Genomic DNA, 24,415 nt, shown 5'->3' with positions numbered 1-24,415 from the left:
CACAGCGGGCGGCGAAACAATTCGTCACGGGCAGATCATCCTCGCGATACGGGGCGCCGGGACAGTCGCGCCCGGCTGCCGTCGGAACGAAGGCGGCCGGCGCCCGGGCGCCACCTTCCCCACCGCGAGCGGATCTTTGGCATGATCGCGAGAACAGGTCTCATCCTCTGCACCGCCCTTGCCGGATGCGCCAACTCGCCGGAGCCCGCGAAATATCAGCGTCTGTCGTCCTCCGCCCAGCTGTCGCCGACCGGCCATGGCGCCAGCCGCCGCGTGCCCTATGCCTATGAGGCGCAGAATGCCAACCTAAGCGCCTATCGCGCCGTGCGGCTGGAGCCGATCGCCGTCTATGCGGGCGCAGATCACCAGTTCGGCACCTTGACGGCGAGCGAACGGGGCCAGCTCGCCACGGCTGCGGAAGCGGCCTTCCGCGCCGCGCTCGCCGCCAGGGGCCTGCTGGCGCCCCGGGGGAACGACAATGTGGCGGATCTCAAGATCACGCTCACGGGTGCGCAGGCGAGCATTCCCGTGCTTGCGACCGCGACCCGCCTCACCCCCGCCGGGCTGGCGGCCAGCGGGCTGGCAGCGGCGACGGGAAGCGAGGGGCGCTTCAGCGGGGTGGTGATGTACGCAGTGGAGCTGCGCGACAGCCGTACGGGCGTGCTCCTGTGGGCCTACGTCACCAAGCAGTACCCGAACGCGCTGGACATCGGCGCCACCCTCGGCCCCCTCGATGCCGCGCGCCAGGGCCTGAAGACAGGAGCGGAAGAGCTGGCGGCAGCGCTCGCGATGCGCATGGGCCAGCCATGATCGCGAACCACCCCGGCGCGCCGCCACCAGAGGCCAGACGATTGAAAACGTTACCGTTCGATACGGCCCGGACCGACAACAGCCAATCGCCCGCCGCACCATGAATGACGAAATCGCCCAGCGCACAGGAGAGTGGGAGTGACGTCAGCCCTTGCGCAAACGCTGCCTCAGGCACCGGTGGACGGTCCGGCGGGCTTGGAACAGGACCACGCCGGACCAGTCGGGCCCAGCGCGCGCAGCGAGCAGCCGGGAGCGCCGGTTCGTCTGCTGCCCCGCCCGCCTTCTCGGCCGCGCCGGGGTGGACGGCGTTTCCTGATCACCACCGCGTTCGTTCTCGCCGCCGCCGGCGCATGGCTGGGGTGGCGCTATGGCGTGCCGCACGCGGTATCGATCATGGTGGCGGAACCCGTCGCGCTTCAGCGCGAATTACGGGCGCCCGGCACCCTGGACGCCCTCGACCGCGCAAGCGTCAGCGCCAGCATCCAGGGGGTCGTGGCCGCTCTCCATGTGGATGTAGGAGATCGGGTGCGCGCCGGGGACCCGGTGGCGGAGCTGGTGGCCGACGACCTCAAGGCGCAGCTCGAAGCCGCCCAAGCCGCCCACAGCGCCACCCGCACCGCCGTCATTCTCGCCGAGGCCGAACGGCGGCGCGCCGAGGCCACCCGGGCCAATGCCCGCTCCACTCTCGATCGTCAGGAAGAGCTGATCCGCAGCGGTGCCACCAGCCGCTCGGCCCTGGAAAATGCGCAGACAGCCCTTGAGCAGAGCCTGGCGGACCTCGCCCGCGCGGACGCCGCCGTGAACCAGGCGAAGGCGACCCAGGCCGCCCAGGCCGCCACCGTCGCGGCCACCCGCGCCCAGCTCGACAAATCCACCATCCGCGCGCCCATCGGTGGGGTGGTGGTGGCGCGCAAACTGAACACCGGCGATCTGGTGGTGCCTGGAAGCGCCATCGTGGAGTTGGTGAACCCGGCCAGCATCGTGCTTTCCGCGCGGTTTGACGAAAGCGTCATCGCCGCCGTCGCCCTCGGCCAGCACGCCACCCTCACTTTCGGCGCTGGCGCGGACGCTCCCATTTCCGGCACGGTGCGGCGCCTGGGGCGGGAGGTGGATACGGAGACGCGGGAATTCACCGTGGATGTCGGGCCCGGGCGCCTGCCCCACAACTGGGCCATGGGCCAGCGCGGGACAGCCCGCCTCTCGGTCGAAACCCGCGCCAAGGTGCTCGCGGTGCCGCCCACGGCGCTGGCGCCGCGCCCGCAGGGCATGGGGCTTTATGTGGAGAGCAACGGGCGCGCGGCGTGGCAGCGCGTGTCGCTCGGTGCCAGCGGCGGCGGCCAGGTGGAGGTGCGCGCCGGGCTCCGCGCCGGGGATCGCGTCCTGGTGGATCCCGCCTCCGCCTATCCCGGCATGCGGGTCACACAGCGGCGGGGCGCGCCGTGAACCTCGCCTTCAAGGATATCCGCTTCAACCTGCTGCGCTTTCTGCTCACGGCGGTGGGCGTGGGCTTTCTGATGATGTCTTCCATGGGCATGGTGGGGCTCTATCGCGGCATAGTGGCGGATGCGCTGCTCGTCATCGAGCGCATCGGCGCGGATCTCTGGATCGTGCAGGGCGGGCGCCAGGGTCCGTTCTCGGAGGGCTCGGCGGTGTCCTCCACCATGGACCGGCGGGCGGAGGGGCTTGCCGGGGTGGCCGGCACCCGCCGCTTCGTGCAGTTCAGCCAGCAATTCACGGCCCATGGCCGGCAGATGCGGGCGGCCATCACCGGCCTCGACTTTCCCAAGGATGACGGCCGCTGGATCCCGCTGATCCGCGGCGGCCCCATCGCCAATGGCCATTATGAGGCGGTGGCGGATGCCGGCATCGGTCTCGACATTGGCGATCGCATCCATCTCGGCCAGGACGACTACACCATTGTCGGGCTCACACGCGGCATGGTGGATGCCTCCGGGGACGGTTTGCTGTTCGTCACCATCAACGATGCGGTGGCCATCGCCCAGCGGCGCACCAGCGAGGAAGTGCTGCTGGCCCGGCGCGGCGCCGCGCCTGCCGCCGCCAACCGCAGTTCCGTGCCCCAGGACAGCAAGATTTCCGCCGTCCTGGTGTCGCTGGCGCCCGCCGCCGACATGGAGGCGGTGCGCCAGAGCGTGCTCGCCTGGGGCGACGCCAACGTGCTCAGCAAGGCCGAGCAGCGCAGCCTGCTGCTGGACCAACGCTTGTGGCGGCTGCGGCTACAGATCCTCGCCTTCACCACCGTGCTGCTGGTGGTCACGGGCATCGTGGTCTCGCTCATCATCTACATGCTCACCATGGAGAAGCTGCACCAGATCGCCATGCTGAAGCTGATCGGCGCCGACAACAGCGTGATTGTGGGCATGATCGCGCAGCAGGCCTTCCTCATCGGCGCGGCCGGCCTGCTTTCCGGGCTGGCGCTCTCGCAGGCGGTGTTTCCGTTCTTTCCGCGCCGGGTGCTCATCGAGGCGCCGGACGTGGCGGCGCTGGCGGCGGCGGTGGCGGTCATCTGCGGCTTCGCCAGCCTGCTCGGCATCTCCCGCGCGCTGAGGGTGCGGGCACAGGACGTGCTGTCATGACGCCGCCCCCCGTACTCAGCCTGAGGGGCGTGGAACGCGTGTACCGCAGCGGCGACACCGAGGTGCGCGCCCTCGACGGGGTCTCCCTCGACATCCGCCGGGGCGAGGTGGTGGGCATCCTGGGGCCGAGCGGATCGGGCAAGAGCACGCTGCTGCTCGTCGCCGGCCTGCTGGAGCCGCCCAGCGCCGGGGAAGTGATGATCGACGGCCGCCTCGTCTCCCAGCCCGGCGCGCAGCTCGATCAGCTGCGGCGCTTCCGCCGCCGGCACATCGGCTTCATCTTCCAGAAGGCCAATCTCATTCCCTTCCTCACCGCCGTCGAGAATGTGGCGCTGGCGCTGGAGATCGACGATGTGCCCGCCCGCGAGGCCCGGCGCTACGCGGCCCACCTGCTGGCGGGGCTCGATCTCGGCCACCGGCTCCATAATCACCCCGCCCGCCTTTCGGGCGGCGAGCAGCAGCGGGTGGCGGTGGCGCGGGCGCTGGCCAACGAACCCAGCCTGATGCTCGCCGACGAACCCACCGCAGCGCTCGACAGCGTGCGCGGGCGCCAGGTTCTGGCCCTGTTCCGCGAGATCGCAGACATCAGGCAGGCAGCGGTGGCGGTGGTGACCCATGACCAGCGCGCCCTCGACCTGTTCGACCGCACCATCGTGCTCACCGATGGACGGGTGAGCGAGGCGGCGCCGGAAAAGCCCGTCGTTACAAATTGATACAAATCGCCACGTGAACGTAAGGGGACCGAGACCTGTGCCGGGTTATCTGCTCCCGATCGTGGCGGCCTGCCGCCCGCGCCTGAAGGGAGTGGCGAAGCAATGAAGCGATTGATCCTGGCCCTGGCCGTGCTGCTCGGGCTTTCGACAGCGGCGAGCGCCGCCACGGTGGCGGTGGCGACCAGCAATGTGAACCTCCGCGCCGGCCCCTCCACTTCCTACCCGGCGGTGACACTCGTCCCGGCCGGCGTGCAGGTGGTCACCCATGGCTGCCTCTCCGGCTACACCTGGTGCGACATCTCCATGGGCAATTATCGCGGCTGGGTGGCGGCGAACTACATCCAGGTGGTCTATCGCGGTGCGCCGGTGGTGCTCACGCCCGCCATCGCGCCGGCGGTGGGCCTGACCGTGGTCGCCTTCAACCGGGCCTATTGGGACACCTATTACAGACGCTACCCCTGGTACGGCAGCTGGAACCGCTACTATGCCGGCCCCTACCCCGCCGGCCGCGTGACCTCCACGAGCCGTTCCGTGCAGTGTGCGAACGGGGCCTGCGCGGCCACGCGCACCGCCACCGGCGTCTATGGCGGCGCGGCGGCCCAGGCCCGCACCTGCAGCGGCGGCCAGTGCACCTCCGCGCGCGCCGTCACCGGGCCTTATGGGCAATCCTCGGCCCGCGTGCGCACCTGCAGCCGCAACGACCAGTCCTGCTCCGTCAGCCGCGTCGGCCCCCGTGGCGGCACCACAAGCCGCACCTTCGAGCGCTGAGGCCCAAAGCCGCTGGCGACCGCCACGCTGCCGGCAGCCCGGCGGAAGAGTTGGGATTGGCCGGGTCCTGGTGTAGGTCTTATCCACGTTCATCGTGGCGCAGCCGCGCGCTAAAAGGCGCGCGGCGAGAAAGGCTGGGGGATGGCGGGATTTCAGGTGACGTGGCGCGGCATGCGCTTCGATCTCGACTGGGGGCAGGTGGCGACACAAACGCGCGACGAGCTGCGCATTTCCCAGCCGGACGGTGGCGCCTGGATCGTGCGCGACGTGCCCGGGCGCGGGCTTCAGGTGGTCTACCACGCGGCCCCGCCCGATCCCCTGCTCAATCCCCCCATTCCCGAGCGCCCACCCGCGCCCTGGCAGCCCCACCGCAGCCGCCCGAAGGACGAGAACCCGGACGCCGCGCAGGGCTGAAGCGCGGGCGCATCATCCCCCGGGGTCAAAAAAGGTGGCGGCGCGGCCGGAGAAGGGATCGCGTGCGCCGCCCGCCCGATGATCCGTCGCGCCTTCACCGCTGCCGCGAGGCCGAAACCCAGCGGAGCGGCGCGCCCGAAGCGCGCTTCCTGCGACAGCCACGCCGCCACCGCAGAAGGGCGGCACCCGCGGCACCGCCCCTCCAGTTCGCTCACCCTTGGCTCAGCCCACCATGCTCAGGCCGCCCGACACGGAAATCACCTGGCCCGTGACATAGGCCGCCGCGTCGGAGGCGAAGAAGGTGATGGCGCCGGGCAGGTCCTCCGGCTCGCCGATGCGGCCGAGGGGAATTGAGCGGCGGAAGGCTTCGGTGAGCTTTTCCGCGTTGCCGGCGCCCTTCTTGTAATCCTCGAAAAGGGCGGTCTGGGTGGGCCCGGGGCACACCACGTTGAAGGTGATGCCGTCGCGGGCGTGCTCACGCGCCAAGGTCTTGGAGAGCGCCACCAGCCCGGCCTTGCAGGCGGCATAGACCGCCTCGCCGCTGGAGCCCACGCGGGCGGCGTCGGAGGCGATGTTCACCACCCGCCCCGCCTTGCGCGCCACCATCAGCGGCAGCACCACATGATGCATGTGCAGTGCGCCCACGAGATTGATGTCGATAAGACGGCGCCAATCTTCCGGCGTGGTCTTCAGGAACGGATTGAACACATCCCAGCCGGCATTGTTCACCAGCACGTCGATGGGCCCCAGCTCCGCCTCGGCCGCGGCCACCGCCTTTTCGATGGACGGACGGTCGGTGATGTCGCAGGCATAGGCCCGGGCCGTGCCACCGCTGCCGGTGATGTCGGCCACCGTGCGCTCAGCGGCTGCCAGGTCGCGGTCGAACACCGCCACCTTCCCGCCCTGGGTCGCGAAACGCCGCGCTGTGGCCCCGCCAATGCCGCCGCCGCCGCCGGTGATGATGATGGTCTTGCCAGAGAAGTCGTTCACGGTGAATTCTCGCCTGTTAAGGGGATCCGTGGGAATCCCGGTTGGTGAAGACCGGCACGAGATGCCGTTGATTACATCAATGTATTGATATATATGCCGGGAGGAGTTCACACTTCCAGCAGGAGATCCCTGAAGCCATGAGCCCGACCGCAGCATCGTCCGGCGGTTCCGCCCGCCGAGAGCCCTCTCCCGAGGACGAGCGGTTCGAGGTGGCGAACCGTTTGTTCTTCAGGCTCTACCAATGCTCGAACCTCCTGCATAAGAATGGCACGCGCCACATGGGCGATTTCGGTGCCACCACCCAGCAATGGGCGGTGCTGGGCGCCCTGGCGCGGCCCCTGGTGCGGGCCAAGGGCATGAGCGTGAAGGACCTCATCGAGTTCCTGCTGCTCAGCCGCCAGAACCTCACCGCCGTGCTCGACCGGCTGGAGGCCCGGGCCTGGGTGGAGCGGGTGAAGGACCCCGACGATGGCCGCGCCCGCCTCATCCGCCTCACCGAGGAAGGCAACCGCACCTGGGAGGCCATGCACGGGCCCATCGAGGCCTTCTACAACCACGCCCTCTCGCCTCTCACCGAGGCCGAGCAGGTGCTGCTGGTGCAGTTGCTCGACCGGCTGAAGGGCGGCCTCAACGTGGTGTGACCGGGCGGCGCTCCCCGTCGCCGCCGCCCGGCCCCGTCCGCCTTCGCGCCTTCAGCCCTTGGGCTTCATGGTGTGGCGGCGGAAATCGGGCTTGCGCTTCTCGCGGAAGGCGACGCCGCCTTCCTTGGATTCATCGGTATCGTAATAGAGGCTGAGCGCCGCCATCCCGAGGGACGAGATGCCCCGGATATTCTCCGTGTCGGCATTGAAGGAGCGCTTGGCGAGGGCGATGGCGGTGGGGCTGCGCTCCAAAAGCTCGGCGCACCAGCGGTCCACCTCGGCGTCCAGCTCCTCATGGGGCACCACGGCGTTCACGAGGCCCATGGCGAGCGCCTCGGCGGCGGTGTAGCGCTTGCAGAGATACCAGATCTCCCGCGCCTTCTTCTCCCCGACGATGCGGGCGAGATAAGCGGTGCCGAAGCCCGGATCAACGGAACCCACCTTGGGGCCCACCTGGCCGAGCTGGGCCTTCTCCGACGCGATGGTGAGATCGCAGATGGTGGCGAGCACATTGCCGCCGCCGATGGCGAAGCCGTTCACGCGGGCGATAACGGGCTTGGGCACATCGCGGATGAGGCTCTGCAGCTCGTCGATGGGCAGGCCGATGGTGCCGCGCCCATCATACTGGCCATCATGGGCGCTCTGGTCGCCGCCGGTGCAGAAGGCCTTGTCGCCGGCGCCGGTGAGCACGATCACGCCAATGCTCCGATCCCAGCCCGCCTTCTGGAAGGCGTGAATGAGCTCTTCCACCGTCTGGCCGCGGAAGGCGTTGTACTTGTCGGCGCGGTTGATGGTGATGCGGGCGACGCCAGCGGGGCGCACCTCATAGAGGATGTCTTCGTAAGTCATCGCGTTTCTCCCAAGATCAAATTCAGGCATGCGGCGCCGCCCGCGCCCGTTCAGCGCGCGGTATCGGCACCGCGGGGTGCCAACTCAGCCGGCCTTCGCCATCTCGCGCAGGCGGAATTTCTGGATTTTTCCTGACGGCGTCTGCGGCAGGGCGTCCACCACCTGCAGCCGCTCGGGAATGTATTGCATGGCCATCTTCTGCGCCTTCAGATAGGCCACCATCTCCTCGAAGGTGAGGCTCTGGCCCTGGCGCAGCATCACGAAGGCGCAGGCCCGCTCGCCCAGGCGCGTGTCCGGATAGCCGACGATGGCCACCGCCGCGATGGCGGGGTGCTTGAACAGGATGTTCTCCACCTCCACCACCGGGATGTTCTCGCCACCGCGAATGATGATGTCCTTGGAGCGGCCGGCGATGCGGATGTAGCCATCCTCATCCATGCGGGCGATGTCGCCGGTGTCGAACCAGCCGCCGTCCTCCACGTGGGCAAGGCCTGGCCGCTTGAGATAACCGATGAAATTCGAGCAGCCGCGCACCTGCAACATGCCCTCTTCGCCCGCCGGCACGCTGTGCCCCGCAAGGTCCACCACCCGCACCTCCATGCCGGGCAGCGGGCAGCCATCCGTGCCGGTCACCTTCTCTTCCGGGTCCTCGACACGGGCGGTGGTGACGGCGCCGTTCTCGGACATGCCCCAGGCCGAGATGATGGCCGCCCCCAGCGCTTCGCGCGCCTTCGCCACCAGCGGGCGGGGAATGGGCGCGCCGGCCGAGACAAAGATCTTCAGGGTCGGGGTCTGCGTCCCGCTCGCAAGGCAGTAATCGGCCAGATCATTGAGGAAGGGCGTGGCGCCCATGGTGAAGGTGGCGCCTTCGGCCGTGATCTGCTTCGCCATGGTCTCGGCGACGAAGATGTCCTGCAGCACCGCCGTGGCGCCCAGCATCAGCGGCAACACCAAGCCGTACATGAAGCCGAGCTGATGGGCCATGGGGGACGGCATGTGGATCACGTCATCCCAGCCCAGATGCAGGCGCTCGGCGAACGGCACCAGGTTGGAAAGCATGGTGTTGGAGGTGTGGGTGACTCCCTTTGGCTCGCCAGTGGTGCCCGAAGTGTAGAGCAGCTCGATCACCGCATCGGGCGAAAGACGGCGGCCGGCGAGGGCCGCGCGCTCGGCATCTGTGATGTCGATGGCCAGCAGGGCGTCGAATGCCTCAGGGCCGGTGCCATCCACCACCGCCACATGGGCGAGGCGCGGCAGGCTGGGCCGAATGGCGGCCGCGATAGCCGCGTGATCCACATTGCGGAAGCGGGCCGGCACCACGAATACCTTGGTTTCCGCAAGGCCCAGCATGAAGGTGAGCTCCCGCTCGCGGAAGATCACCATCAGCGGGTTGGAGACGGCGCCGAGCTTCAGACACGCCAGATGCAGCACCGTGAACTGCCACCAATTGGGCAGCTGAAACGACACCACATCCCCCTCTCCCACCCCATGGCGGGCGAGGCCCACCGCCAGGCGGTCGGAGAGCGTGTCGAGGGCGCCATAGGTGAGGCGCTTGGCGTCGCCCGCCTCCGCGCGGGTGGCCACCAGCGCCAGCTTGTCCGGCGCCGCCTTCACATGGCGGCGGAAATGGTCGAGCAGCGTCTCGTCACGCCACAGCCCGGCGGCGGTCATGGCGGCTCGTCGCGCCGAGGGCAGCAGGTCAAAGCTCATGATGATGTCGTCCTCATGGGAACGTTTCCTCCGGTGCGGCTTCTTCTTGGGGGTGGCCGCACCCGGTCAGCGGGCCGCGGACTTCAGCGCCTCGCGGGCGATGATGAGCTTCATGATCTGGGCCGTACCGTCACCGATCTGCAGGCCGAACACGTCGCGCAGGCGCTGCTCGAAGGGCAGCTCGGTGGAATATCCGGCATGGCCGTGCATGAGCAGGCAGGTCTGCACCACCTCAAAGGCGAGTTTCGGCGCCCACCATTTGCACATGGCGGCCTCCTTGGTGTGGGGCACGCCCGCATCCTTCGCCGCCAGGGTGCGGTAGCAGAGCAGCCGCGCCGCCTCGACCATGGTTTCAGCCTCCGCCAGCGGGAAGGTGACGCCCTGGTTCTCCGCCAGCGGCTTGCCGAAAGCCTTGCGCTCGCTCACATAAGCCCATGTTTCGGCCAGCGAGATGCGGGCCACGGCGAGGCACTGCAGGCCGATCAGCGCGCGGGAGAAGTCGAAGCCCTGCATCACCTGTACAAAGCCGGACCCCTCATCCCCCAGCCGGTGGGAGGCGGGCACACGGACCTTGTCGAAGAAGATGGAGCCACGGCCGATGGCGTGCTCGCCCAGATCATTGAAGCGGGTACGACTGATGCCCGGCAGCGTCATGTCCACCAGGAAGGCCGAGACGCCGCGCGCGCGCTCGGCCACCGTGCCGGTGCGGGCGAACACCACTGCCCAATCCGCCTGATCGGCCATGGAGATGGACGTCTTCTCGCCGTCGAGCACGTAATCATCGCCCTCGCGCACCGCCTTCAGCGCCAGGGAGGCGGCGTCGGAGCCGCCCTGCGGCTCGGTGAGGGCCAAGGCGATGAGCGCCTCGCCCGCCACCACGCGCGGCAGGATCTCGGCGGCGATGTCGGGCGCGGCATGGCGCGCCACGATGGCGCCGCACAGGGACGACAGCAGCTGGATGTAGCCGACGTTGAAATCCCCTTCCGCGATCGCCTCCAGCACCACACCGGCGGCAACATGGTCGGCACCAAGACCGCCATATTCGGCGGGAAACTCCACACCGATCAGCCCGAGTTCGCCCATCTGCCGGCGCAGCTCCAGCGGCACGCTGGCGGCCTGCTCCCGGGCCTTGTAGCCGGGCGCCAGCACCTCCGCCGCAAAGCGGCGTGTGGTCTCGCGGAAGCTCGCCTGATCAGCGGTCAGCCCGAACATCTCGGGGGAAACGGATTCCGACTGCGCCATGATCCTCCCTGCCTCTCCTCGATGCCGTCAGCCACCGGGCCGCGACATTTATATCAATTCATTGCTATAGTTGCGAAGCTATCGCCGCCCAATTCAAATGTCAATACATTGCTATATGACGACATAGCGACAACGCCAGCCGTGTGGAGAAGGCCCTTTTCTTTGCCTGCTTTATAGGGTACCCCCCTATCCCATGGCACATACTCGCGACCCCAAGCACAATGCCGCCCTGCTGATGCGCGTGAAGCGCATTGCCGGGCAGATGGAAGCCATCGAACGCTCGCTCACGGCGGGCGCGGAGTGTGCGGATCTGCTGCACCAGGTGGCGGGCGTGCGCGGCGCCGTGAATGGCCTGATGGATGAGATTTTCGAGGCCCATCTGCGCGAGCACGTGGCCGGGCCCGGGCTTTCGGACGAGGAGCGTGCCCGCGGGGCGGACGAGCTCGCCACCGTCCTGCGCCGTTACGCGAAATAGCCGTTCCCACGCCGCCGGGTCCCGGCAAGGAGTTGAGCATGTCCGAAGCGATCCCCACGGCCCTCGCCAGCGAAAGCGCGGCCCACACCCATGTGTTCCTGGGCGCGCACCACGAGGAGAACACCCGGCGCACCGTGTGGGTGGTCATCCTCACCGCCGTGATGATGGTGGGCGAGATCATCGCAGGCACCATCACCGGATCCATGGCCCTGCTGGCGGATGGCTTCCACATGGCGACCCACGCGGGTGCCCTGGGCGTGGCGGCCCTGGCCTACATCTATGCCCGCCGGCATGCGCGCGATCCGCGCTTCTCCTTCGGCACCGGCAAGGTGGGTGACCTCGCCGGCTTCGCGTCTGCTTTGGTGCTGGGCCTGGTGGCGCTGGGCATCGCGGTCGAATCCATCGTGCGGCTTATGGAGCCGGTGGAAGTGGCGTTCGGCGACGCGATCGTGGTCGCGGTGGTGGGCCTTGGCGTCAATCTGGTGAGCGCTCTGCTGCTGAATGGCGGCCACGGCCACCATCACGGGCATGACCACCATGGGCACGATCACCATGGGCACGATCACGCCGGTCACGGCCACGCGGCCCATGGCGGCGACAACAACATGCGATCCGCCTATTTTCACGTGCTGGCCGATGCCCTCACCTCGGTGCTGGCCATCGTGGCGCTGATGGCCGGGCGCTATCTCGGCTGGGCGTGGTGCGACCCGCTCATGGGCATCGTGGGCGGCATCGTGATCGGGCGCTGGTCGTGGAGCCTCATGCGCGACACCGGCGCCGTGCTGCTGGACACCACCGACGCCCATGTGGCCGAGGAGGCGCGGGAGGCGCTGGAGCGGCTCGGCAATGTGCGCATCCGCGACCTGCATGTGTGGCGCATCGGCCCCCAGGCACGGGCGGCTATTGTCAGCGTCAGCGGACAGAATCTCGATCCGCAGACGATCCGCGAGCACCTCGCCCCCGTCGACGAGATCGTGCACCTCACGATAGAGTGTCGCTGAAGACGGCGCAGCGCATGGCACAAGGGGCGACGGCTCTGCCCCTCCCACTGGGGTGTGGAGATTTTCAACTCAGTCCATAGGCTTACTTCGGCGACCTTGACGCGTTCGTTAAAACGAACGATAGTCAGGGCCAATCCAGCTGCTGAATGGACGGGCCAACCATGTCGATGTGTCGCTCATTTCTGTGAATCGGCTGCCAGCCGCAGAGTGAGGCCATATTTCTACCTCCAACGTGCGCCGGCGGATATCCCCTTCCCGTCCCGAGGCCGCGCGTCATGTCGACTCTCCGTTCCCCCTTTCCGAACATTCGATCTGACGAACACCTCCCGGACGCCACCACGGAGTCTCCCGTGAACGCCCCTTCATCGACCGCGCCGGACCCGCAAACGGCCGCGCCGGTCATTCTGTTCGACAAGGTTGAGAAGACCTATGCCGGCCGGCGCGGCCAGGTGCCGGTGACAGCGCTGTCCGACATTTCCCTGGCGGTGCCGGAGGGCGCCATCGTCGGCGTCATTGGCCGCTCGGGCGCGGGCAAGTCCACCCTCATCCGCCTGGTCAACGGGCTGGAGCGACCCAGCTCCGGCCGTGTGGTGGTGGCGGGCACCGATGTCGCCGCGCTCTCCGAGAAGGCGCTGCGCGCCGAGCGCCGTTCCATCGGCATGATCTTCCAGCACTTCAACCTTCTCGCCCGCCGCACCGCCTATGACAATGTGGCGCTGCCGCTGGAGATCGCCGGCCTGGCCCGCCAGGAGATCAAGGCCCGGGTGGAGCCGCTGCTGGAGCTGGTGGGCCTCGCCGACAAGCGCGAGCGCTATCCGGCCGAGCTTTCCGGCGGGCAGAAGCAGCGCGTGGGCATCGCCCGCGCCCTCGCCACGCGCCCCCGCGTGTTGCTCTCCGACGAGGCCACCTCGGCCCTCGATCCCGAGACCACCGGCCAAATCCTGGCGCTGCTGCGCAAGGTGAATGCCGAGCTGAAGCTGACGGTGCTGCTCATCACCCACGAAATGGCGGTCATCAAGGCCGTCGCCGACCGGGTGGCGGTGATCGACGGCGGACGCATCGTGGAAGAAGGCGCCACCTATGACGTGTTCGCCCATCCACGCCACGCGACCACCCGCGCCTTCCTCTCCGACCTCACCGGCGCCAGCCTGCCCCCCTATGTCGCGGATCGATTGAAGAGCGAGCCGGGGCCGGGCCGCGAGGCTCTCGTGCGCATCGTGTTCACGGGCGACCATGCGACCGATCCGGTGCTCTCGCGGGTGTCGCGCCTGCTGGGGTTGGACCTCAACATCATCCAGGCCCAGGTGGACGAAATCGCCGGCAAACCGTTCGGTGTCATCGTCATCTCGTTGCCCGGGGACGCCGCCACCCTGTCCGCCGTGACAAACGCGGTGGAGCGCCTGAACCTCGACGCGGAGGTGCTTGGCTATGTTTGATTGGACTTTCGGCCTCCTCTCGCCGGCCATGACTGACCTCATCATCGAGGCCACCAAGCAGACTCTTTACATGGTGCTGGTCTCGGGCCTGCTGGGCACGCTCGTCGGCCTGCCGCTGGGTGTGTTCCTGGCCACCAGCCGTTCGGGCGAGCTGCTCGCCGCACCGTGGCTCAATGGTGTGCTGGGCCTGGTGGTGAACGCCGCCCGCTCCACGCCATTCATCATCCTGGTGGTGGCCATCATCCCCTTCACGCGTTTGGTGGCGGGAAGCTCCATCGGCACAAATGCGGCCATCGTGCCGCTCACGGTGGCGGCGGCGCCCTTCATCGCCCGGCTCATCGAAGCGTCCGTGCGCGAGGTGGACCAGGGATTGGTGGAGGCTGCCCGCGCCATGGGTGCGGGCCCGCTGCAGATCATCACCAAGGTGCTGCTGCCCGAGGCGCTGCCCTCCATCACGCTGGCGCTGACCCTCGCCGTGGTGTCGCTGCTGGGCTACTCGGCCATGGTGGGCGCGGTGGGCGGCGGCGGCCTGGGCGATCTGGGCATCCGCTTTGGCTACCAGCGCTTCATGCCCGAGGTGATGGCCACCGTGGTCGTGGTCCTGATCCTGCTGGTTCAGGGCGTGCAAACCCTGGGCGACAGCCTGGCCCGCCGGCTCGACAAGCGCCATCGCGGCTGAACCGGCGAGCCTGAAGCCCTCGTTTTCCCGAACATCTGGCCTCGTCCCAGACGCGGCCATCCCCCTCACCCTGACGGAGAGACATCCATGAAGCTCACCGCATTCGCCCTTGCCGCCGCGCTGGGCCTGACCGGCCTGTCGGCCGCCGCCCGCGCCGAGGCCATCAAGGTGGCCGTCACCCCCGGCCCCCATGCACAGATCCTGGAGGCAGTGAAGCCCATCGCCGCCAAGAAGGGCCTCGACATCACCATTGTCGAATTCTCCGACTATGTGGTGCCCAATGCCGCCCTGGCAGCCGGGGAGATCCAGGCCAACTCGTTCCAGCACCAACCCTATCTCGATGCCCAGATCGCCGATCGCGGTTACAAGATCAGCCCCGTGGGCTACACGGTGAACTTCCCCATCGGCGTCTATTCCAAGAAGTATAAGAGCTTCGACAACATCCCCGCCGGCGCCAGCATCGCCATTCCCAACGACCCCACCAACGGCGGGCGCGTGCTGCTGCTTCTGGCCGACAAGGGCTATCTCAAGCTCGACCCGAAGGCCGGCGTGAAGGCCTCGGTGGCGGACATCGTGGAGAACCCGAAGAAGTTCAAGTTCGTTGAGATCGACGCCGCCCAGCTCCCCCGCGCCCTGCCCGACGTGGATGCCGCCGGCATCAACACCAACTACGCCAAGGAAGCCGGCCTGGACCCCGTGAAGGACCCCATTTTGCGCGAGGACCCCAAGGGCCCCTATGTGAACGTCATCGCCGTGCGCACCGAGGACAAGGACAAGCCCTGGGTGAAGACACTGGTGGAAAGCTACCAGTCGCCCGAGGTGAAGACCTTCATCCTCGACACCTTCAAGGGCTCGGTGCTGCCGAGCTGGTGAGCCCAGCTCCCGCCGCTTTGACACGAAAACCCGGCGCGCCACCGCGCGCCGGCCCGTCAGGATCCACGCCGCGCAACGATGAACAGCCGCGGAAAGGCCAGCAGCACCTTACCGTCGGCCCGCATGGGATAAGGGCCCACCAGGCGCTGGCGGTATTCCTCCAGGAACTGGGCCTTCTCATCCCCTTCCAGCGGATCGATGAACGGCCGCAGCCCAGTGCCCTTCACCCATTCCACGATCGCCGCCGCACTGGCCAGGGGATGGTTGTAGATGGTGTGCCAGATGTCCACCCGCTGGGCGGAATTGATCAGCAGGTCGTAATAGGCGGTGGGCGGCGGCAGCGTGGTGCGGGCCGCGACGGCATCACGCAGCTTGCGGGCCCAGGGGCCGGTCATCGCCGTCTCACGCATGGCCACGTGGGAGGGCTCGTCCAGATTGTCGGGCATCTGCACCGCCAGCACCCCGCCGGGCGCAAGCAGGGACAGAAGGCGTGGAAAGACCGCCTCATGGTCCGGCACCCATTGCAGCACCGCATTCGCGAAAATGAGATCGGCTGGCCGCGGCAGCGTGAAGGTCGAGGCATCGCCAATCTCGAAACGCGCCCGTGGCAGGCGCTTTCGGGCCGCCTCCAGCATGGCCGGCGATGTGTCGAGCCCCAGCACCTCGGCATCGGGGAAGCGTGCCGCGATCAGCTCCGTGGAGTTGCCCGGACCGCAGCCGAGGTCCACCACGAACGACGCCTGATCCAGCGACACCTGTGCCAGCAGATCCCGCGCCGGGCGGGTGCGCTCGTCCTCGAACTTCAGATACTGCTGGGCATTCCAATCGGCCATGGGGGTCTCCTGAACGGCGGTCGGATACAATAGCATCACCACCTTGCGGAAGGATCACCTCGCAACCGCATGGCGTTTCGCCGTTGCCAAAGGCCCGGTGCAAGAGTAGAGACGACCTCACATCCAGAGTTGGGGCGACGCCCAACACCAACCTGCCGGTCCGGGCAAGGTGGTACTCTCTTCCAGCAGAGAGGATGTGGCCGAGCCGGCAAACCAACGGATCAAGCCACCCAGCGTCAGTTCCGACAGGCCCGAGGACGACGCGATGCCCATCAAGATTCCTGACCTTCTGCCCGCCCGCCGCACGCTGGAGGCCGAGGGCATGATGGTGATGAGCGAAGGCGACGCCATCCGGCAGGACATCCGCCCCCTGCGCATCGCTCTCCTCAACCTGATGCCGGACAAGATCTCCACCGAAGTGCAGATCGCCCGCCTGTTGGGGGCGACGCCGCTACAGGTCGAACTGACGCTCGTGCGCATCACAGAGCACGTCTCCCGCAATACCCCCGAAGACCACATGTCCGCCTTCTACCGCCCCTGGGCGGAGGTGGAGCATGAGCGATTCGATGGCCTCGTGGTCACCGGCGCCCCGGTGGAGCACCTGCCGTTCGGCGAGGTTTCATATTGGGACGAGCTCTCCCGCGTGTTCGACTGGACCCAAACCCATGTGCACCGCACCTTCACCATCTGCTGGGCGGCGCTGGCGGCGGTGCGGCACTTCCACGGCATGCCGAAGCACACCCTGGGGCAGAAGGCGTTCGGGCTCTATCGCCACCGCGTCCTGCAGCCCGCCTCGCCTTTCCTGCGCGGATTTCCGGACACCTTCCGGGTTCCCGTCTCCCGCTGGGCGGAGGCCCGCGCGCGCGACATTCCCGCCGATAGCGGCCTGATCGTGCTGGCCGACTCCCGGGAGACCGGCCTGTGCCTGCTCGACGATCCGCGCCACCGGGCGCTGCACATGTTCAATCACCTGGAATACGACGCGGCCACTCTGGCCAACGAATATTTCCGGGACGCGGCGAAGGAGCCCGGAACGCCCCTTCCAGCCCACTATTTCCCGGACGACAATCCGCAGACACCGCCGGAGAATCGCTGGCGCGGCCACGCGCACCTGCTATTCGCCAACTGGATCAATGAGATGTACCAGAGCACGCCGTTCGAGCTGGAACGCGTCGGGCAGTCGGATGCGTAGGCTTCACCAGCCAGGAGGTTGCGCGGCGGCCCCCCGTTGCGCGGGCTTCAACGAGGCGCCCAGACGTGCAATGCAGCCAAGAAGTATACATTGACAATCCCTGCCTGCCAACCTAGAGTTTTCACGGTAGCCTAATACAAAAGAACTATAAAGTTCTTCCGATCGTAGATAAAGCTGGAGCTGCGGCGCGGGACCCCAATTGGCCATGGATCAAAGCAACGTTCTGGACGAGGTGCCGTTGCAGCGCGCCACGGAGGCGTCTCAATACTGGGTGTGGCAGCTCAACAAGAATTGTGAGTTTTGCTTTTCCTCGTCCGCGGCCCGCCCTCTGCTTGGCCTCGGCGCAGATGATATAATGGGGCGGGAGTATTTCTCCGTTCTGCCCAATAATGGTACGCCCGACTTCGAAAGCATCTTTAGAAGCGCGGTGACTGAAGGCCGGTCCATTGAAAACCTGGTCCACAAGACACAGCATGCGAACGGCTCCACTCGCGTTTTCGAGGTAAGTGGCGCACCGGTACGGCGCGACGACGGTGCGCCTGATGGCTTCTTCGGTGTCAGCACCGACATCACCGCCGAGACCGCGGAGGAAAAGAACCTCCTCGATCCCAAGACGCTCTATACGGAAGCGCCGGTGGCGCTGTGCGTCGTCAACCGGCAAGGGCACTATACCCGCGTCAACGGCCAGTTCGCGCGCACCGCCGGCGTGCCGGCCGAGCGCATCATCGGCCTGCCTGTCGCCGAGTTCTCACCCGAGGCCGCGCAGCACTTCGAGCGCAACATCAAGATCTTCGATCTCGGCGGCGAGGTGAGCGAACATGAGGTGCGGTGGCGCGGCCGCTCGTTTCGCATGTCCGTGGAGCCGGTGCGCAACGGCGAGGGCGACGTGGTGGGCGGCTCCATCGCCCTGGTGGACATCACCGACTACGACAACGCCATCCGCGGCCTCACCTCCGCCAACCGCCGCTTCCAGCTGCTGGCCGAACGGGACTATCTGACCGGCCTGTTCAACCGCAGGCAGTTCGAGAAGATCTTCCGGATGGAGCTGAGCGCGGCGCGACGCGATGCCCTGCCCGTGTCCCTGCTGATTGTCGATGTGGACCAGTTCAAGCGCTTCAACGACCATTACGGCCACGCGGCCGGTGACCGGAGCCTGCGCGAGGTGGCGAAGGCTCTCGCCAGCGCCTGCTCGCGCCCCCGCGATGCCGTGTGCCGGTATGGCGGCGAAGAGTTCGTGATCGTTCTGCCGGGGACCAATCGCGCCGGCGCGGGCGTGGTGGCCGAGCGGGTTCGGCTGGCGGTGCTCGACCTTCAGCTTCCACACGAGGCGAGCGACCTTGGGACCCTGAGCGTCAGCATTGGCGGCTCCACGCTGACGCGAATCCCCAAGGCCGGCGACATCACCAGCTACCGCCAGGCTCTTCTGATGTCGGCGGACGCCGCCCTCTATGAAGCCAAGCTGGGCGGACGAAACACGTTCCGCATCGCCCAGCCCCCCATCGGCGGCGCCTGAAGACGCCGGCGGGCAAGGCCGCCGGCACCCTGCTTCAGCGCGAGAACTTCTTGTACTGGATGCGCTTCGGGATGGTGGAATCGAGCCCCAGCCGGCGCTTCTTGTCTTCTTCGTAATCGGCGAAGTTGCCCTCGAACCACTCCACGTGGCTGTCGCCCTCGAAGGCCAGCATGTGGGTGGCGACGCGGTCCAGGAAGAAGCGATCATGGGAGATGATGACGGCGCAGCCGGCATAGTCTTCCAGCGCTTCTTCCAGGGCGCGCAGGGTTTCCACGTCAAGGTCGTTGGTGGGCTCGTCGAGCAGCAGCACGTTGCCACCGCGCTGGAGTACCTTGGCAAGGTGCACGCGATTGCGCTCACCACCGGAGAGCATGCCCACCTTCTTCTGCTGGTCGCCGCCCTTGAAATTGAAGGCCGCGCAATAGGCGCGCGAGGGAATCTCCTTCTTGCCGACGTAAATCACGTCGTTGCCGCCAGAGACCTCCTCCCACACCGTCTTCTTGTCGTCGAGGGCATCGCGGCTTTGGTCCACGTACCCGAGCTTCACCGATTCACCGATGGTGATGGTCCCGCCATCGGGCTTATCCTGCCCGGTAATCATGCGGAACAGGGTGGTCTTGCCCGCGCCGTTGGGGCCGATCACGCCGACAATGCCGCCCGGGGGCAACTTGAAGGTGAGATCGTCGATCAGAAGCTTGTCGCCAAACGCCTTGTTGAGATGCTCGAAGGCGATAACGTTCTGGCCGAGGCGCTCGGCCACCGGAATGATGATCTGGGCGGTCTGCGGAGCCTTTTCGGAGGCCTTCTGCACCAGCTCGTCATAGCGCTGGATACGCGCCTTGTTCTTGGCCTGGCGGGCCTTGGGGGAAGCCGCAATCCACTCCTGCTCGCGGGCGAGCGCGCGTTGGCGGGCCTCGTCCTCACGACCCTCCTGGGTGAGGCGCTTCTGCTTCTGCGCCAGCCAGGACGAATAGTTGCCCTCATAGGGGATGCCCCGGCCGCGATCGAGCTCGAGGATCCAGCTCGTCACATTGTCGAGGAAGTAGCGATCGTGGGTGACGATGAGGATCGCGCCCGGATAGGTGCGCAGATGGCCTTCCAGCCAGTTCACCGTCTCGGCGTCCAGATGGTTGGTGGGCTCGTCGAGCAGCAGCAGCTCGGGCTGTTCCAGCAGCAGGCGGCACAGGGCCACGCGCCGGCGCTCACCACCGGAGAGGCGAGTGACCTCCCAATCGTCGGGCGGGCAGCCCAGGGCCTCCATGGCCTGTTCCACCTTCGAATCGAGATCCCACAGGCCCTGGCCCTCGATCTCGTCCTGCAGGCGAGTCATCTCGTCCGCGGTCTCTTCCGAGTAGTTCATGGCGAGTTCGTTGTAGCGGTCGAGAATGGCCTTCTGCTTGGCCACGCCCTCCATCACGTTCTCGCGCACGGTCTTGTTGGGGTCGAGCTGCGGCTCCTGGGGCAGGTAGCCCACGCGCACGCCATCCGCCGGCTTCGCCTCGCCGGAAAAGTCCTTGTCGAGCCCCGCCATGATGCGCAGCAAGGTCGACTTACCAGCGCCGTTAACGCCGAGCACGCCGATCTTGGCATCCGGGTAGAAGGACAGATGCACATTATCCAGGACCTTCTTGCCGCCCGGATAGGTCTTGGTCAGACCGTGCATATGATAAGCATATTGGTAGGAGGCCATACGCCGCCGGCTCCATGAGAGTACGGGAAAGTTGCCGTCGTTCTAACGATGCCGCCGGGGCGCGGCAAGCAGCGCCTTCCCATGTCCCACTGCGCCTGAGTTTTGAGCGCGCTGCCGCGCCGCCATGAAGCCCCTCCGCCTGCGAGTCGCACACCCCGCCGACGATGGCACGCCGCCATCAACGAACCTTCCGGTGTGTTTTTCAGACGCAATCACAATGACTTAAAGTCTTTGCCGGGCACAAAATCCACAGGCGAGACCACTCACCGCACGAAGATTCTTGCATTCCGAGGCCGCTCCTGCCATATGGACGTCATCGCCGGCGACGCACTGCGGTGCCGCGAAATGGATGCGGGTGTAGCTCAGGGGTAGAGCACAACCTTGCCAAGGTTGGGGTCGAGGGTTCGAATCCCTTCGCCCGCTCCAGTTGCTCTCAAAACACGATGATATGCGAAATTACCGGGTGCGGGCGTGATTTTGCGCTCTCCCGCGACGCGCTCGCGTGTCTTGGACGGAAGCGCGATTTAGCCTGAAAGCGCAGGCAATGCGATCAGCGCCACCGCGCCGCCCCCTGCCCGGTTGGCGATCCGAAAACGCCCACCGTGCGCCTTCGCCACCTGCCGCACAATGCTGATGCCCAGGCCCGTGCCGAAGATGCCGCCCGAATTGGACGCGCGAAAATAGCGCTGCCCCACCTTTCCGATCTCACCTTCGGGAATACCCCTGCCCTCGTCGCACACTTCAATGTGCACGCGCGCGCCCACCCGCGACACACGAACCTCGATCGCGGTGCTCGAGGGCGAGAACTTCGCGGCATTGTCGATCAGGTTGCCGATGGCGATTGCCGCCATGTCGGTGTCGAGCATAAGGCGCTCCGAAGGCTCCAGCCCCTCGAAGCTCACGTTAATCCGCCGCTCCAGGTGAAGCTCTCGAAACCGCTGCAGCAGCGCCGAAATCGTCGGCACGATCTCCACCTCCCGGCGGTTGGCCTCCACCACATTGCCGCCGATACGGCTGCGATGAAGCGAGATGTCCATCATCTCCACCAGCCGCTGCACCGCGGCTTCAATCTGACTGATGCGCCGCCGGTTCGCGCTGTCCTCCACCGGGGTCGCGTAGCGGATCGCGGTGACGCACGTGCGAATGACCGCGAGCGGCGTTCGATATTGGTGGGTGACCACATCGACGAAGCGCAATTGCTCGGCCTGGGCCGCCCGCTCCTGTTCCAGCGCCCGCTCCGCCGCCTCCTTTGCGGAGAGCAGCTCCGCCGTTCTTGCCTCCACCAGCTCAGCTGCACGGCGTTCTGCCCGACGCGAGACCTCAAGCAGCTGACTTTCGCGCCGCAGATATTCCAGCCGCGCAGACTCCTGCAAAAGCGAAATAGCCATCAACGCCACAAAGATGATGTTCCCGAAGGAAATGAACGCCATCAGGTCCGTAGTAGGCGCGAACACCCCAAGAAGCGCCGCATGATAGGAAATGGCGGCAACCGCATAAAAGCTGCAGCCTATAGCCGCCATGCGCGCGCCGCTCTTCGCCGTAAGCGCATGCCGAATATTCAGGTATGTAAAGATGGCCAGCATGATCGAGACAATGATCAGCTCCCAAGGAATATAAAATCGATAATAGCCGAGCAGACTGAGCACCAATCCGCACGCGACAAACCCCATCGCCGCCCTATTCAGCTGATGCAGGTGCGGACAACACGCCCGCAGATTGGCCTGGCTGCCCATGTAGCCCAACCCGAAGAAGTGGCAGATCAAAATGGCGAATTGGCAGAACTGATCGGGAAGCTCCGGCGAAAGCTCGCGCATCCAGCTCAGACCGAAGCCACTCAGGGGAAAAACGTTGACGGAAAAGCCGAGAACGAAAAGCGCAAACCAAAGCAACACCGGACTGCGTGAACGGGACCACGCGAGCATGATGATCAAAGCTAAGGTGATAAAAAACGCGAAACCAAAGCCGAGCGCAAAACTCCTGGAGGCCGCCATGTTGGCGAATGCCGAGGAAGACCCCAGCCACGCAGCCAAAGTCAGCGAGCTGCCAGTGTGCACCCGAATGTAGATGTCGAATACCGGGGACGGCACCGGTTCGAGCGCCGCGAATTGAAATGGCGCGTGCCCCGTGCCCGGCCCCACGGCCACATGATCACCGAGCCGAATTTCACGAAAATCCGTCGCGCCGCGCGGCGCGGGCACTCTCGGATAGAAGACATCTATATTATCGACAAAATTGGGTTGCAGCCATAAATACAAATCCCCCCTATTGAAACGCGGATTCCGCACAGTGACTTTGAACCAATACGCATCTGATGCGTAGCCGAAAAATATAATCCGCGGAGCTGCAGAGAACAGCGCACTCTCGGCACCAAAGGCGACGTCTTGCAAACTCAGATGCCCGGAGACATCACGCAGCATCATCAGATGCCCAAGCAAGGAAACCGGCTTCGCGTTTTCGCCGATGTCGAGTGGGGGCGGAGCTGGCCGGTCTTCCGCCGCCAGCGGCCCGACCGCCGCAAGCAGAATAATGCAGGCGATCACCACGCGGAAAACCGTTCTACAGCGACTGATCATGGATGCCTTCGCGAGAACACGCGGATTCTAGCCGCTCTATAGACAATGAAGCACAATATTCGTATTTGAACGTGATCCTCAGTTGACAAATTCACTTAAATTCGATCTACATTGCATCCGATCCATCAGACTGATCTATTTTCCACATTTGTGAAGCAGGGTCCAGCGCGTTGCTTTGGTTGTTGGGCGGAGCTGATGTATGGCGAAGGTTGTGATCGTCGAGGATGACGATAGTCTGCGCGGCAGTCTCGGCGACTGTCTCAATATGATGGGGCACGAGGTCGAGGGCGTCGGGAGTGCCGTGGAGTTCTATCAGCTTCTGGCGAACCAGCGCTTTGATGTGGCTGTGATCGACATCAATCTTCCCTATCATGATGGTTTCAGCATTGTCAGCCATCTTTCAGATCATTCCGAGCTGAAGATCATCATTGCGTCCGTCCGGGATACGCTGCCCGATCGGGTGAAGGGCTACCAATCGGGCGCGGACATTTATATGACCAAGCCCATCGATCCAGAAGAGCTTGCCGCCGCCATCCAAAGCTTGATGGGAAAGCGCAGAGACCAGGCGCCGAGCTCGGAAAAAACCTGGATCTTTCGCCCTCGGACCATGGATGTGGTGGCGCCGAACGGCACTAGCTTCAACCTCACGCGACGCGAAGCGCGCTTCCTCGGCTTTCTCCTCAGCCACACAGCGCAGGTGGTGACCCGCGACGAGGTCCTTCGGGCGCTCGGGGACGATGACGAGGAGAAGACCCGGCGCAACCTCGACACGCTGGTTTCGCGATTGCGCGCGAAGGTGAAGGCCAGGACCGGCCTTGCCCTGCCAGTCGACACCGTTCAGGGCAGCGGCTTTTCCATGCGGGATAAAGTGGAGCTTCAGGAGCCGGGCCCTGGTGGCGGCTCCACGACATAAGGCAGGCCGCGGTCAGGTCTGGGGAGCGTTTCTAACGGCGGAGACAGGCACGCGCCCGCCGGGCACGTGCGGCCGAAGATGCGCGCGGAACCGGTGCACGCGAGGGGCGGTGTGCTTTTGCCAGTGAATTTGGCATTGCATCTCATCGCGACGCAACCCAAAGGACCAGAGACCGCCAAACTCTTCTGCGACGCCAAATGACATGTTCCTTTCATTTCACGGCTAAATTGCCAGATTTCATGCAAATTGCTGATAAATCGGACCTTGCCGTCAAGTAAATGCCCATGTTAGCGGTATCAGTGGGCGGTGAAATTGATGGAAAGACGGCTCTGGCGGCATGTGCTGAATACCAGCTCCCGCGCCGTTTAGAGCCTCCTTCGTGCGCAAGGCACGAGGCCGGATGAGCCATCGCCCAGGGCTTGCGGCAGGTTGTCGATCGCGGTGATTTCGGACTTTCCTGCAACAAAGAAGAAGTCTGGTGGCGGCGTATTCTTGAAATGCCGGGC

The 24,415-nt window shown here is 66.0% G+C and carries 22 protein-coding genes, 1 tRNA gene and 1 riboswitch; of the genes, 16 read left to right on the top strand and 7 right to left on the bottom strand.

Annotated features, from left to right (window positions below; translation table 11 throughout):
- Window positions 1-141: 141 nt before the first annotated feature.
- The 6 genes from V5F26_RS13040 to V5F26_RS13015 all read left to right on the top strand — a co-directional run bounded on the left by V5F26_RS13040 (window position 142) and on the right by V5F26_RS13015 (window position 5,299).
- Window positions 142-810 (top strand): DUF3313 domain-containing protein, encoded by a 669-nt coding sequence (locus V5F26_RS13040; RefSeq protein WP_394946124.1) that lies wholly within the window; start codon window positions 142-144, stop codon window positions 808-810.
- A gap of 393 nt (window positions 811-1,203) precedes the next feature.
- Complete coding sequence (locus V5F26_RS13035) at window positions 1,204-2,253, top strand: efflux RND transporter periplasmic adaptor subunit (protein ID WP_394946123.1); 1,050 nt, start codon at window positions 1,204-1,206, stop codon at window positions 2,251-2,253.
- The gene (locus V5F26_RS13030) at window positions 2,250-3,404 is read left to right on the top strand and encodes an ABC transporter permease (RefSeq protein WP_394946122.1); all 1,155 of its coding nucleotides are present in this window, start codon (window positions 2,250-2,252) and stop codon (window positions 3,402-3,404) included. The genes V5F26_RS13035 and V5F26_RS13030 overlap by 4 nt, the downstream gene beginning before the upstream one ends.
- The gene (locus V5F26_RS13025) at window positions 3,401-4,117 is read left to right on the top strand and encodes an ABC transporter ATP-binding protein (RefSeq protein ID WP_394946121.1); all 717 of its coding nucleotides are present in this window, start codon (window positions 3,401-3,403) and stop codon (window positions 4,115-4,117) included. Before V5F26_RS13030 ends, V5F26_RS13025 begins: the two co-directional genes overlap by 4 nt.
- A 102-nt stretch (window positions 4,118-4,219) precedes the next feature.
- Window positions 4,220-4,885, top strand: coding sequence for an SH3 domain-containing protein (locus V5F26_RS13020; protein ID WP_234050166.1), 666 nt, complete (start codon window positions 4,220-4,222; stop codon window positions 4,883-4,885).
- A 141-nt stretch (window positions 4,886-5,026) separates the two neighbouring features.
- A complete protein-coding gene (locus V5F26_RS13015) occupies window positions 5,027-5,299 on the top strand; it encodes a hypothetical protein (RefSeq protein ID WP_394946120.1) in 273 nt (90 codons plus the stop codon).
- 222 nt (window positions 5,300-5,521) lie between these two features.
- On the opposite strand, the gene V5F26_RS13010 is transcribed toward V5F26_RS13015, so the two are convergent.
- Complete coding sequence (locus V5F26_RS13010) at window positions 5,522-6,289, bottom strand: glucose 1-dehydrogenase (protein ID WP_394946119.1); 768 nt, start codon at window positions 6,287-6,289, stop codon at window positions 5,522-5,524.
- 137 nt (window positions 6,290-6,426) lie between these two features.
- Here V5F26_RS13010 and V5F26_RS13005 point away from each other — a divergent pair, with 137 nt between their 5' ends.
- Complete coding sequence (locus tag V5F26_RS13005; protein ID WP_394057125.1) at window positions 6,427-6,930, top strand: MarR family winged helix-turn-helix transcriptional regulator; 504 nt, start codon at window positions 6,427-6,429, stop codon at window positions 6,928-6,930.
- 51 nt (window positions 6,931-6,981) lie between these two features.
- Here the strand turns inward: V5F26_RS13005 and badI are convergent, their stop codons facing one another.
- The 3 genes from badI to aliB all read right to left on the bottom strand — a co-directional run bounded on the left by badI (window position 6,982) and on the right by aliB (window position 10,731).
- Window positions 6,982-7,779 carry a 2-ketocyclohexanecarboxyl-CoA hydrolase gene (gene badI / locus V5F26_RS13000; RefSeq protein WP_394057126.1) on the bottom strand — a complete coding sequence of 266 codons (798 nt, stop codon included), beginning with the start codon at window positions 7,777-7,779 and terminating at the stop codon, window positions 6,982-6,984.
- 84 nt (window positions 7,780-7,863) lie between these two features.
- A complete protein-coding gene (aliA, locus tag V5F26_RS12995; RefSeq protein WP_394946118.1) occupies window positions 7,864-9,489 on the bottom strand; it encodes a cyclohexanecarboxylate-CoA ligase in 1,626 nt (541 codons plus the stop codon).
- Window positions 9,490-9,555: 66 nt separating this feature from the next.
- Window positions 9,556-10,731, bottom strand: coding sequence for a cyclohexanecarboxyl-CoA dehydrogenase (gene aliB / locus V5F26_RS12990; RefSeq protein ID WP_234050160.1), 1,176 nt, complete (start codon window positions 10,729-10,731; stop codon window positions 9,556-9,558).
- A 193-nt stretch (window positions 10,732-10,924) separates the two neighbouring features.
- On the opposite strand from aliB, the gene V5F26_RS12985 reads away from it, so the two are divergent.
- From V5F26_RS12985 to V5F26_RS12965, 5 genes are all read left to right on the top strand, one after another.
- Window positions 10,925-11,206, top strand: coding sequence for a metal/formaldehyde-sensitive transcriptional repressor (locus tag V5F26_RS12985; RefSeq protein WP_394057129.1), 282 nt, complete (start codon window positions 10,925-10,927; stop codon window positions 11,204-11,206).
- 38 nt (window positions 11,207-11,244) lie between these two features.
- Complete coding sequence (gene dmeF / locus V5F26_RS12980) at window positions 11,245-12,207, top strand: CDF family Co(II)/Ni(II) efflux transporter DmeF (RefSeq protein WP_394057130.1); 963 nt, start codon at window positions 11,245-11,247, stop codon at window positions 12,205-12,207.
- 350 nt (window positions 12,208-12,557) lie between these two features.
- The gene (locus tag V5F26_RS12975) at window positions 12,558-13,643 is read left to right on the top strand and encodes a methionine ABC transporter ATP-binding protein (RefSeq protein ID WP_394946116.1); all 1,086 of its coding nucleotides are present in this window, start codon (window positions 12,558-12,560) and stop codon (window positions 13,641-13,643) included.
- The gene (locus tag V5F26_RS12970) at window positions 13,636-14,322 is read left to right on the top strand and encodes a methionine ABC transporter permease (RefSeq protein WP_234050156.1); all 687 of its coding nucleotides are present in this window, start codon (window positions 13,636-13,638) and stop codon (window positions 14,320-14,322) included. Before V5F26_RS12975 ends, V5F26_RS12970 begins: the two co-directional genes overlap by 8 nt.
- A gap of 87 nt (window positions 14,323-14,409) precedes the next feature.
- Window positions 14,410-15,195 carry a MetQ/NlpA family ABC transporter substrate-binding protein gene (locus V5F26_RS12965; protein WP_394946115.1) on the top strand — a complete coding sequence of 262 codons (786 nt, stop codon included), beginning with the start codon at window positions 14,410-14,412 and terminating at the stop codon, window positions 15,193-15,195.
- A 56-nt stretch (window positions 15,196-15,251) separates the two neighbouring features.
- Here V5F26_RS12965 and tam read toward each other — a convergent pair whose 3' ends face one another.
- The gene (tam, locus tag V5F26_RS12960) at window positions 15,252-16,028 is read right to left on the bottom strand and encodes a trans-aconitate 2-methyltransferase (RefSeq protein ID WP_234050154.1); all 777 of its coding nucleotides are present in this window, start codon (window positions 16,026-16,028) and stop codon (window positions 15,252-15,254) included.
- Window positions 16,029-16,142: 114 nt separating this feature from the next.
- A riboswitch (SAM-I-IV-variant riboswitch) is annotated at window positions 16,143-16,254 on the top strand.
- A gap of 39 nt (window positions 16,255-16,293) precedes the next feature.
- Here tam and V5F26_RS12955 point away from each other — a divergent pair.
- Both V5F26_RS12955 and V5F26_RS12950 read left to right on the top strand, forming a co-directional pair.
- Window positions 16,294-17,220, top strand: coding sequence for a homoserine O-succinyltransferase (locus tag V5F26_RS12955; protein ID WP_234050153.1), 927 nt, complete (start codon window positions 16,294-16,296; stop codon window positions 17,218-17,220).
- A 205-nt stretch (window positions 17,221-17,425) separates the two neighbouring features.
- Window positions 17,426-18,733 (top strand): sensor domain-containing diguanylate cyclase, encoded by a 1,308-nt coding sequence (locus tag V5F26_RS12950; protein ID WP_394057132.1) that lies wholly within the window; start codon window positions 17,426-17,428, stop codon window positions 18,731-18,733.
- 34 nt (window positions 18,734-18,767) lie between these two features.
- On the opposite strand, the gene ettA is transcribed toward V5F26_RS12950, so the two are convergent.
- Complete coding sequence (gene ettA, locus V5F26_RS12945; RefSeq protein ID WP_394057134.1) at window positions 18,768-20,423, bottom strand: energy-dependent translational throttle protein EttA; 1,656 nt, start codon at window positions 20,421-20,423, stop codon at window positions 18,768-18,770.
- A gap of 351 nt (window positions 20,424-20,774) precedes the next feature.
- Here ettA and V5F26_RS12940 point away from each other — a divergent pair.
- A tRNA-Gly gene (locus V5F26_RS12940) sits at window positions 20,775-20,849 on the top strand.
- Window positions 20,850-20,947: 98 nt separating this feature from the next.
- Here V5F26_RS12940 and V5F26_RS12935 read toward each other — a convergent pair.
- Entirely contained in the window at window positions 20,948-22,996 is a 2,049-nt protein-coding gene (locus V5F26_RS12935) for an ATP-binding protein (RefSeq protein ID WP_394946114.1), read from the bottom strand.
- A gap of 199 nt (window positions 22,997-23,195) precedes the next feature.
- Here V5F26_RS12935 and V5F26_RS12930 point away from each other — a divergent pair, with 199 nt between their 5' ends.
- On the top strand, window positions 23,196-23,909 hold the full coding sequence (locus V5F26_RS12930) for a response regulator transcription factor (protein ID WP_394946113.1): 714 nt from the start codon (window positions 23,196-23,198) through the stop codon (window positions 23,907-23,909).
- Window positions 23,910-24,415 lie beyond the last annotated feature (506 nt).

The sequence above is a fragment of the Xanthobacter variabilis genome (assembly GCF_043831965.2).
Taxonomy (GTDB): Bacteria; Pseudomonadota; Alphaproteobacteria; order Rhizobiales; family Xanthobacteraceae; genus Xanthobacter.
Note: the sequence above shows the minus strand (reverse complement) of the source record. Positions and strands in the feature narration are given on the sequence as shown.

What these genes read in the sequence shown, in the direction of transcription:
- aliA (WP_394946118.1), bottom strand. Translation starts at nt 9,489, where the DNA reads ATGAGCTTTGACCTGCTGCCCTCGGCGCGACGAGCCGCCATGACCGCC.
- badI (WP_394057126.1), bottom strand. Translation starts at nt 7,779, where the DNA reads ATGACTTACGAAGACATCCTCTATGAGGTGCGCCCCGCTGGCGTCGCC.
- V5F26_RS13015 (WP_394946120.1), top strand. Translation starts at nt 5,027, where the DNA reads ATGGCGGGATTTCAGGTGACGTGGCGCGGCATGCGCTTCGATCTCGAC.
- aliB (WP_234050160.1), bottom strand. Translation starts at nt 10,731, where the DNA reads ATGGCGCAGTCGGAATCCGTTTCCCCCGAGATGTTCGGGCTGACCGCT.
- V5F26_RS12970 (WP_234050156.1), top strand. Translation starts at nt 13,636, where the DNA reads ATGTTTGATTGGACTTTCGGCCTCCTCTCGCCGGCCATGACTGACCTC.
- dmeF (WP_394057130.1), top strand. Translation starts at nt 11,245, where the DNA reads ATGTCCGAAGCGATCCCCACGGCCCTCGCCAGCGAAAGCGCGGCCCAC.
- V5F26_RS13035 (WP_394946123.1), top strand. Translation starts at nt 1,204, where the DNA reads ATGGTGGCGGAACCCGTCGCGCTTCAGCGCGAATTACGGGCGCCCGGC.
- V5F26_RS12985 (WP_394057129.1), top strand. Translation starts at nt 10,925, where the DNA reads ATGGCACATACTCGCGACCCCAAGCACAATGCCGCCCTGCTGATGCGC.
- V5F26_RS13025 (WP_394946121.1), top strand. Translation starts at nt 3,401, where the DNA reads ATGACGCCGCCCCCCGTACTCAGCCTGAGGGGCGTGGAACGCGTGTAC.
- V5F26_RS13020 (WP_234050166.1), top strand. Translation starts at nt 4,220, where the DNA reads ATGAAGCGATTGATCCTGGCCCTGGCCGTGCTGCTCGGGCTTTCGACA.
- V5F26_RS13005 (WP_394057125.1), top strand. Translation starts at nt 6,427, where the DNA reads ATGAGCCCGACCGCAGCATCGTCCGGCGGTTCCGCCCGCCGAGAGCCC.
- V5F26_RS12955 (WP_234050153.1), top strand. Translation starts at nt 16,294, where the DNA reads ATGCCCATCAAGATTCCTGACCTTCTGCCCGCCCGCCGCACGCTGGAG.
- tam (WP_234050154.1), bottom strand. Translation starts at nt 16,028, where the DNA reads ATGGCCGATTGGAATGCCCAGCAGTATCTGAAGTTCGAGGACGAGCGC.
- V5F26_RS13040 (WP_394946124.1), top strand. Translation starts at nt 142, where the DNA reads ATGATCGCGAGAACAGGTCTCATCCTCTGCACCGCCCTTGCCGGATGC.
- V5F26_RS12930 (WP_394946113.1), top strand. Translation starts at nt 23,196, where the DNA reads ATGGCGAAGGTTGTGATCGTCGAGGATGACGATAGTCTGCGCGGCAGT.
- V5F26_RS12935 (WP_394946114.1), bottom strand. Translation starts at nt 22,996, where the DNA reads ATGATCAGTCGCTGTAGAACGGTTTTCCGCGTGGTGATCGCCTGCATT.
- V5F26_RS12965 (WP_394946115.1), top strand. Translation starts at nt 14,410, where the DNA reads ATGAAGCTCACCGCATTCGCCCTTGCCGCCGCGCTGGGCCTGACCGGC.
- V5F26_RS12950 (WP_394057132.1), top strand. Translation starts at nt 17,426, where the DNA reads ATGGATCAAAGCAACGTTCTGGACGAGGTGCCGTTGCAGCGCGCCACG.
- ettA (WP_394057134.1), bottom strand. Translation starts at nt 20,423, where the DNA reads ATGGCCTCCTACCAATATGCTTATCATATGCACGGTCTGACCAAGACC.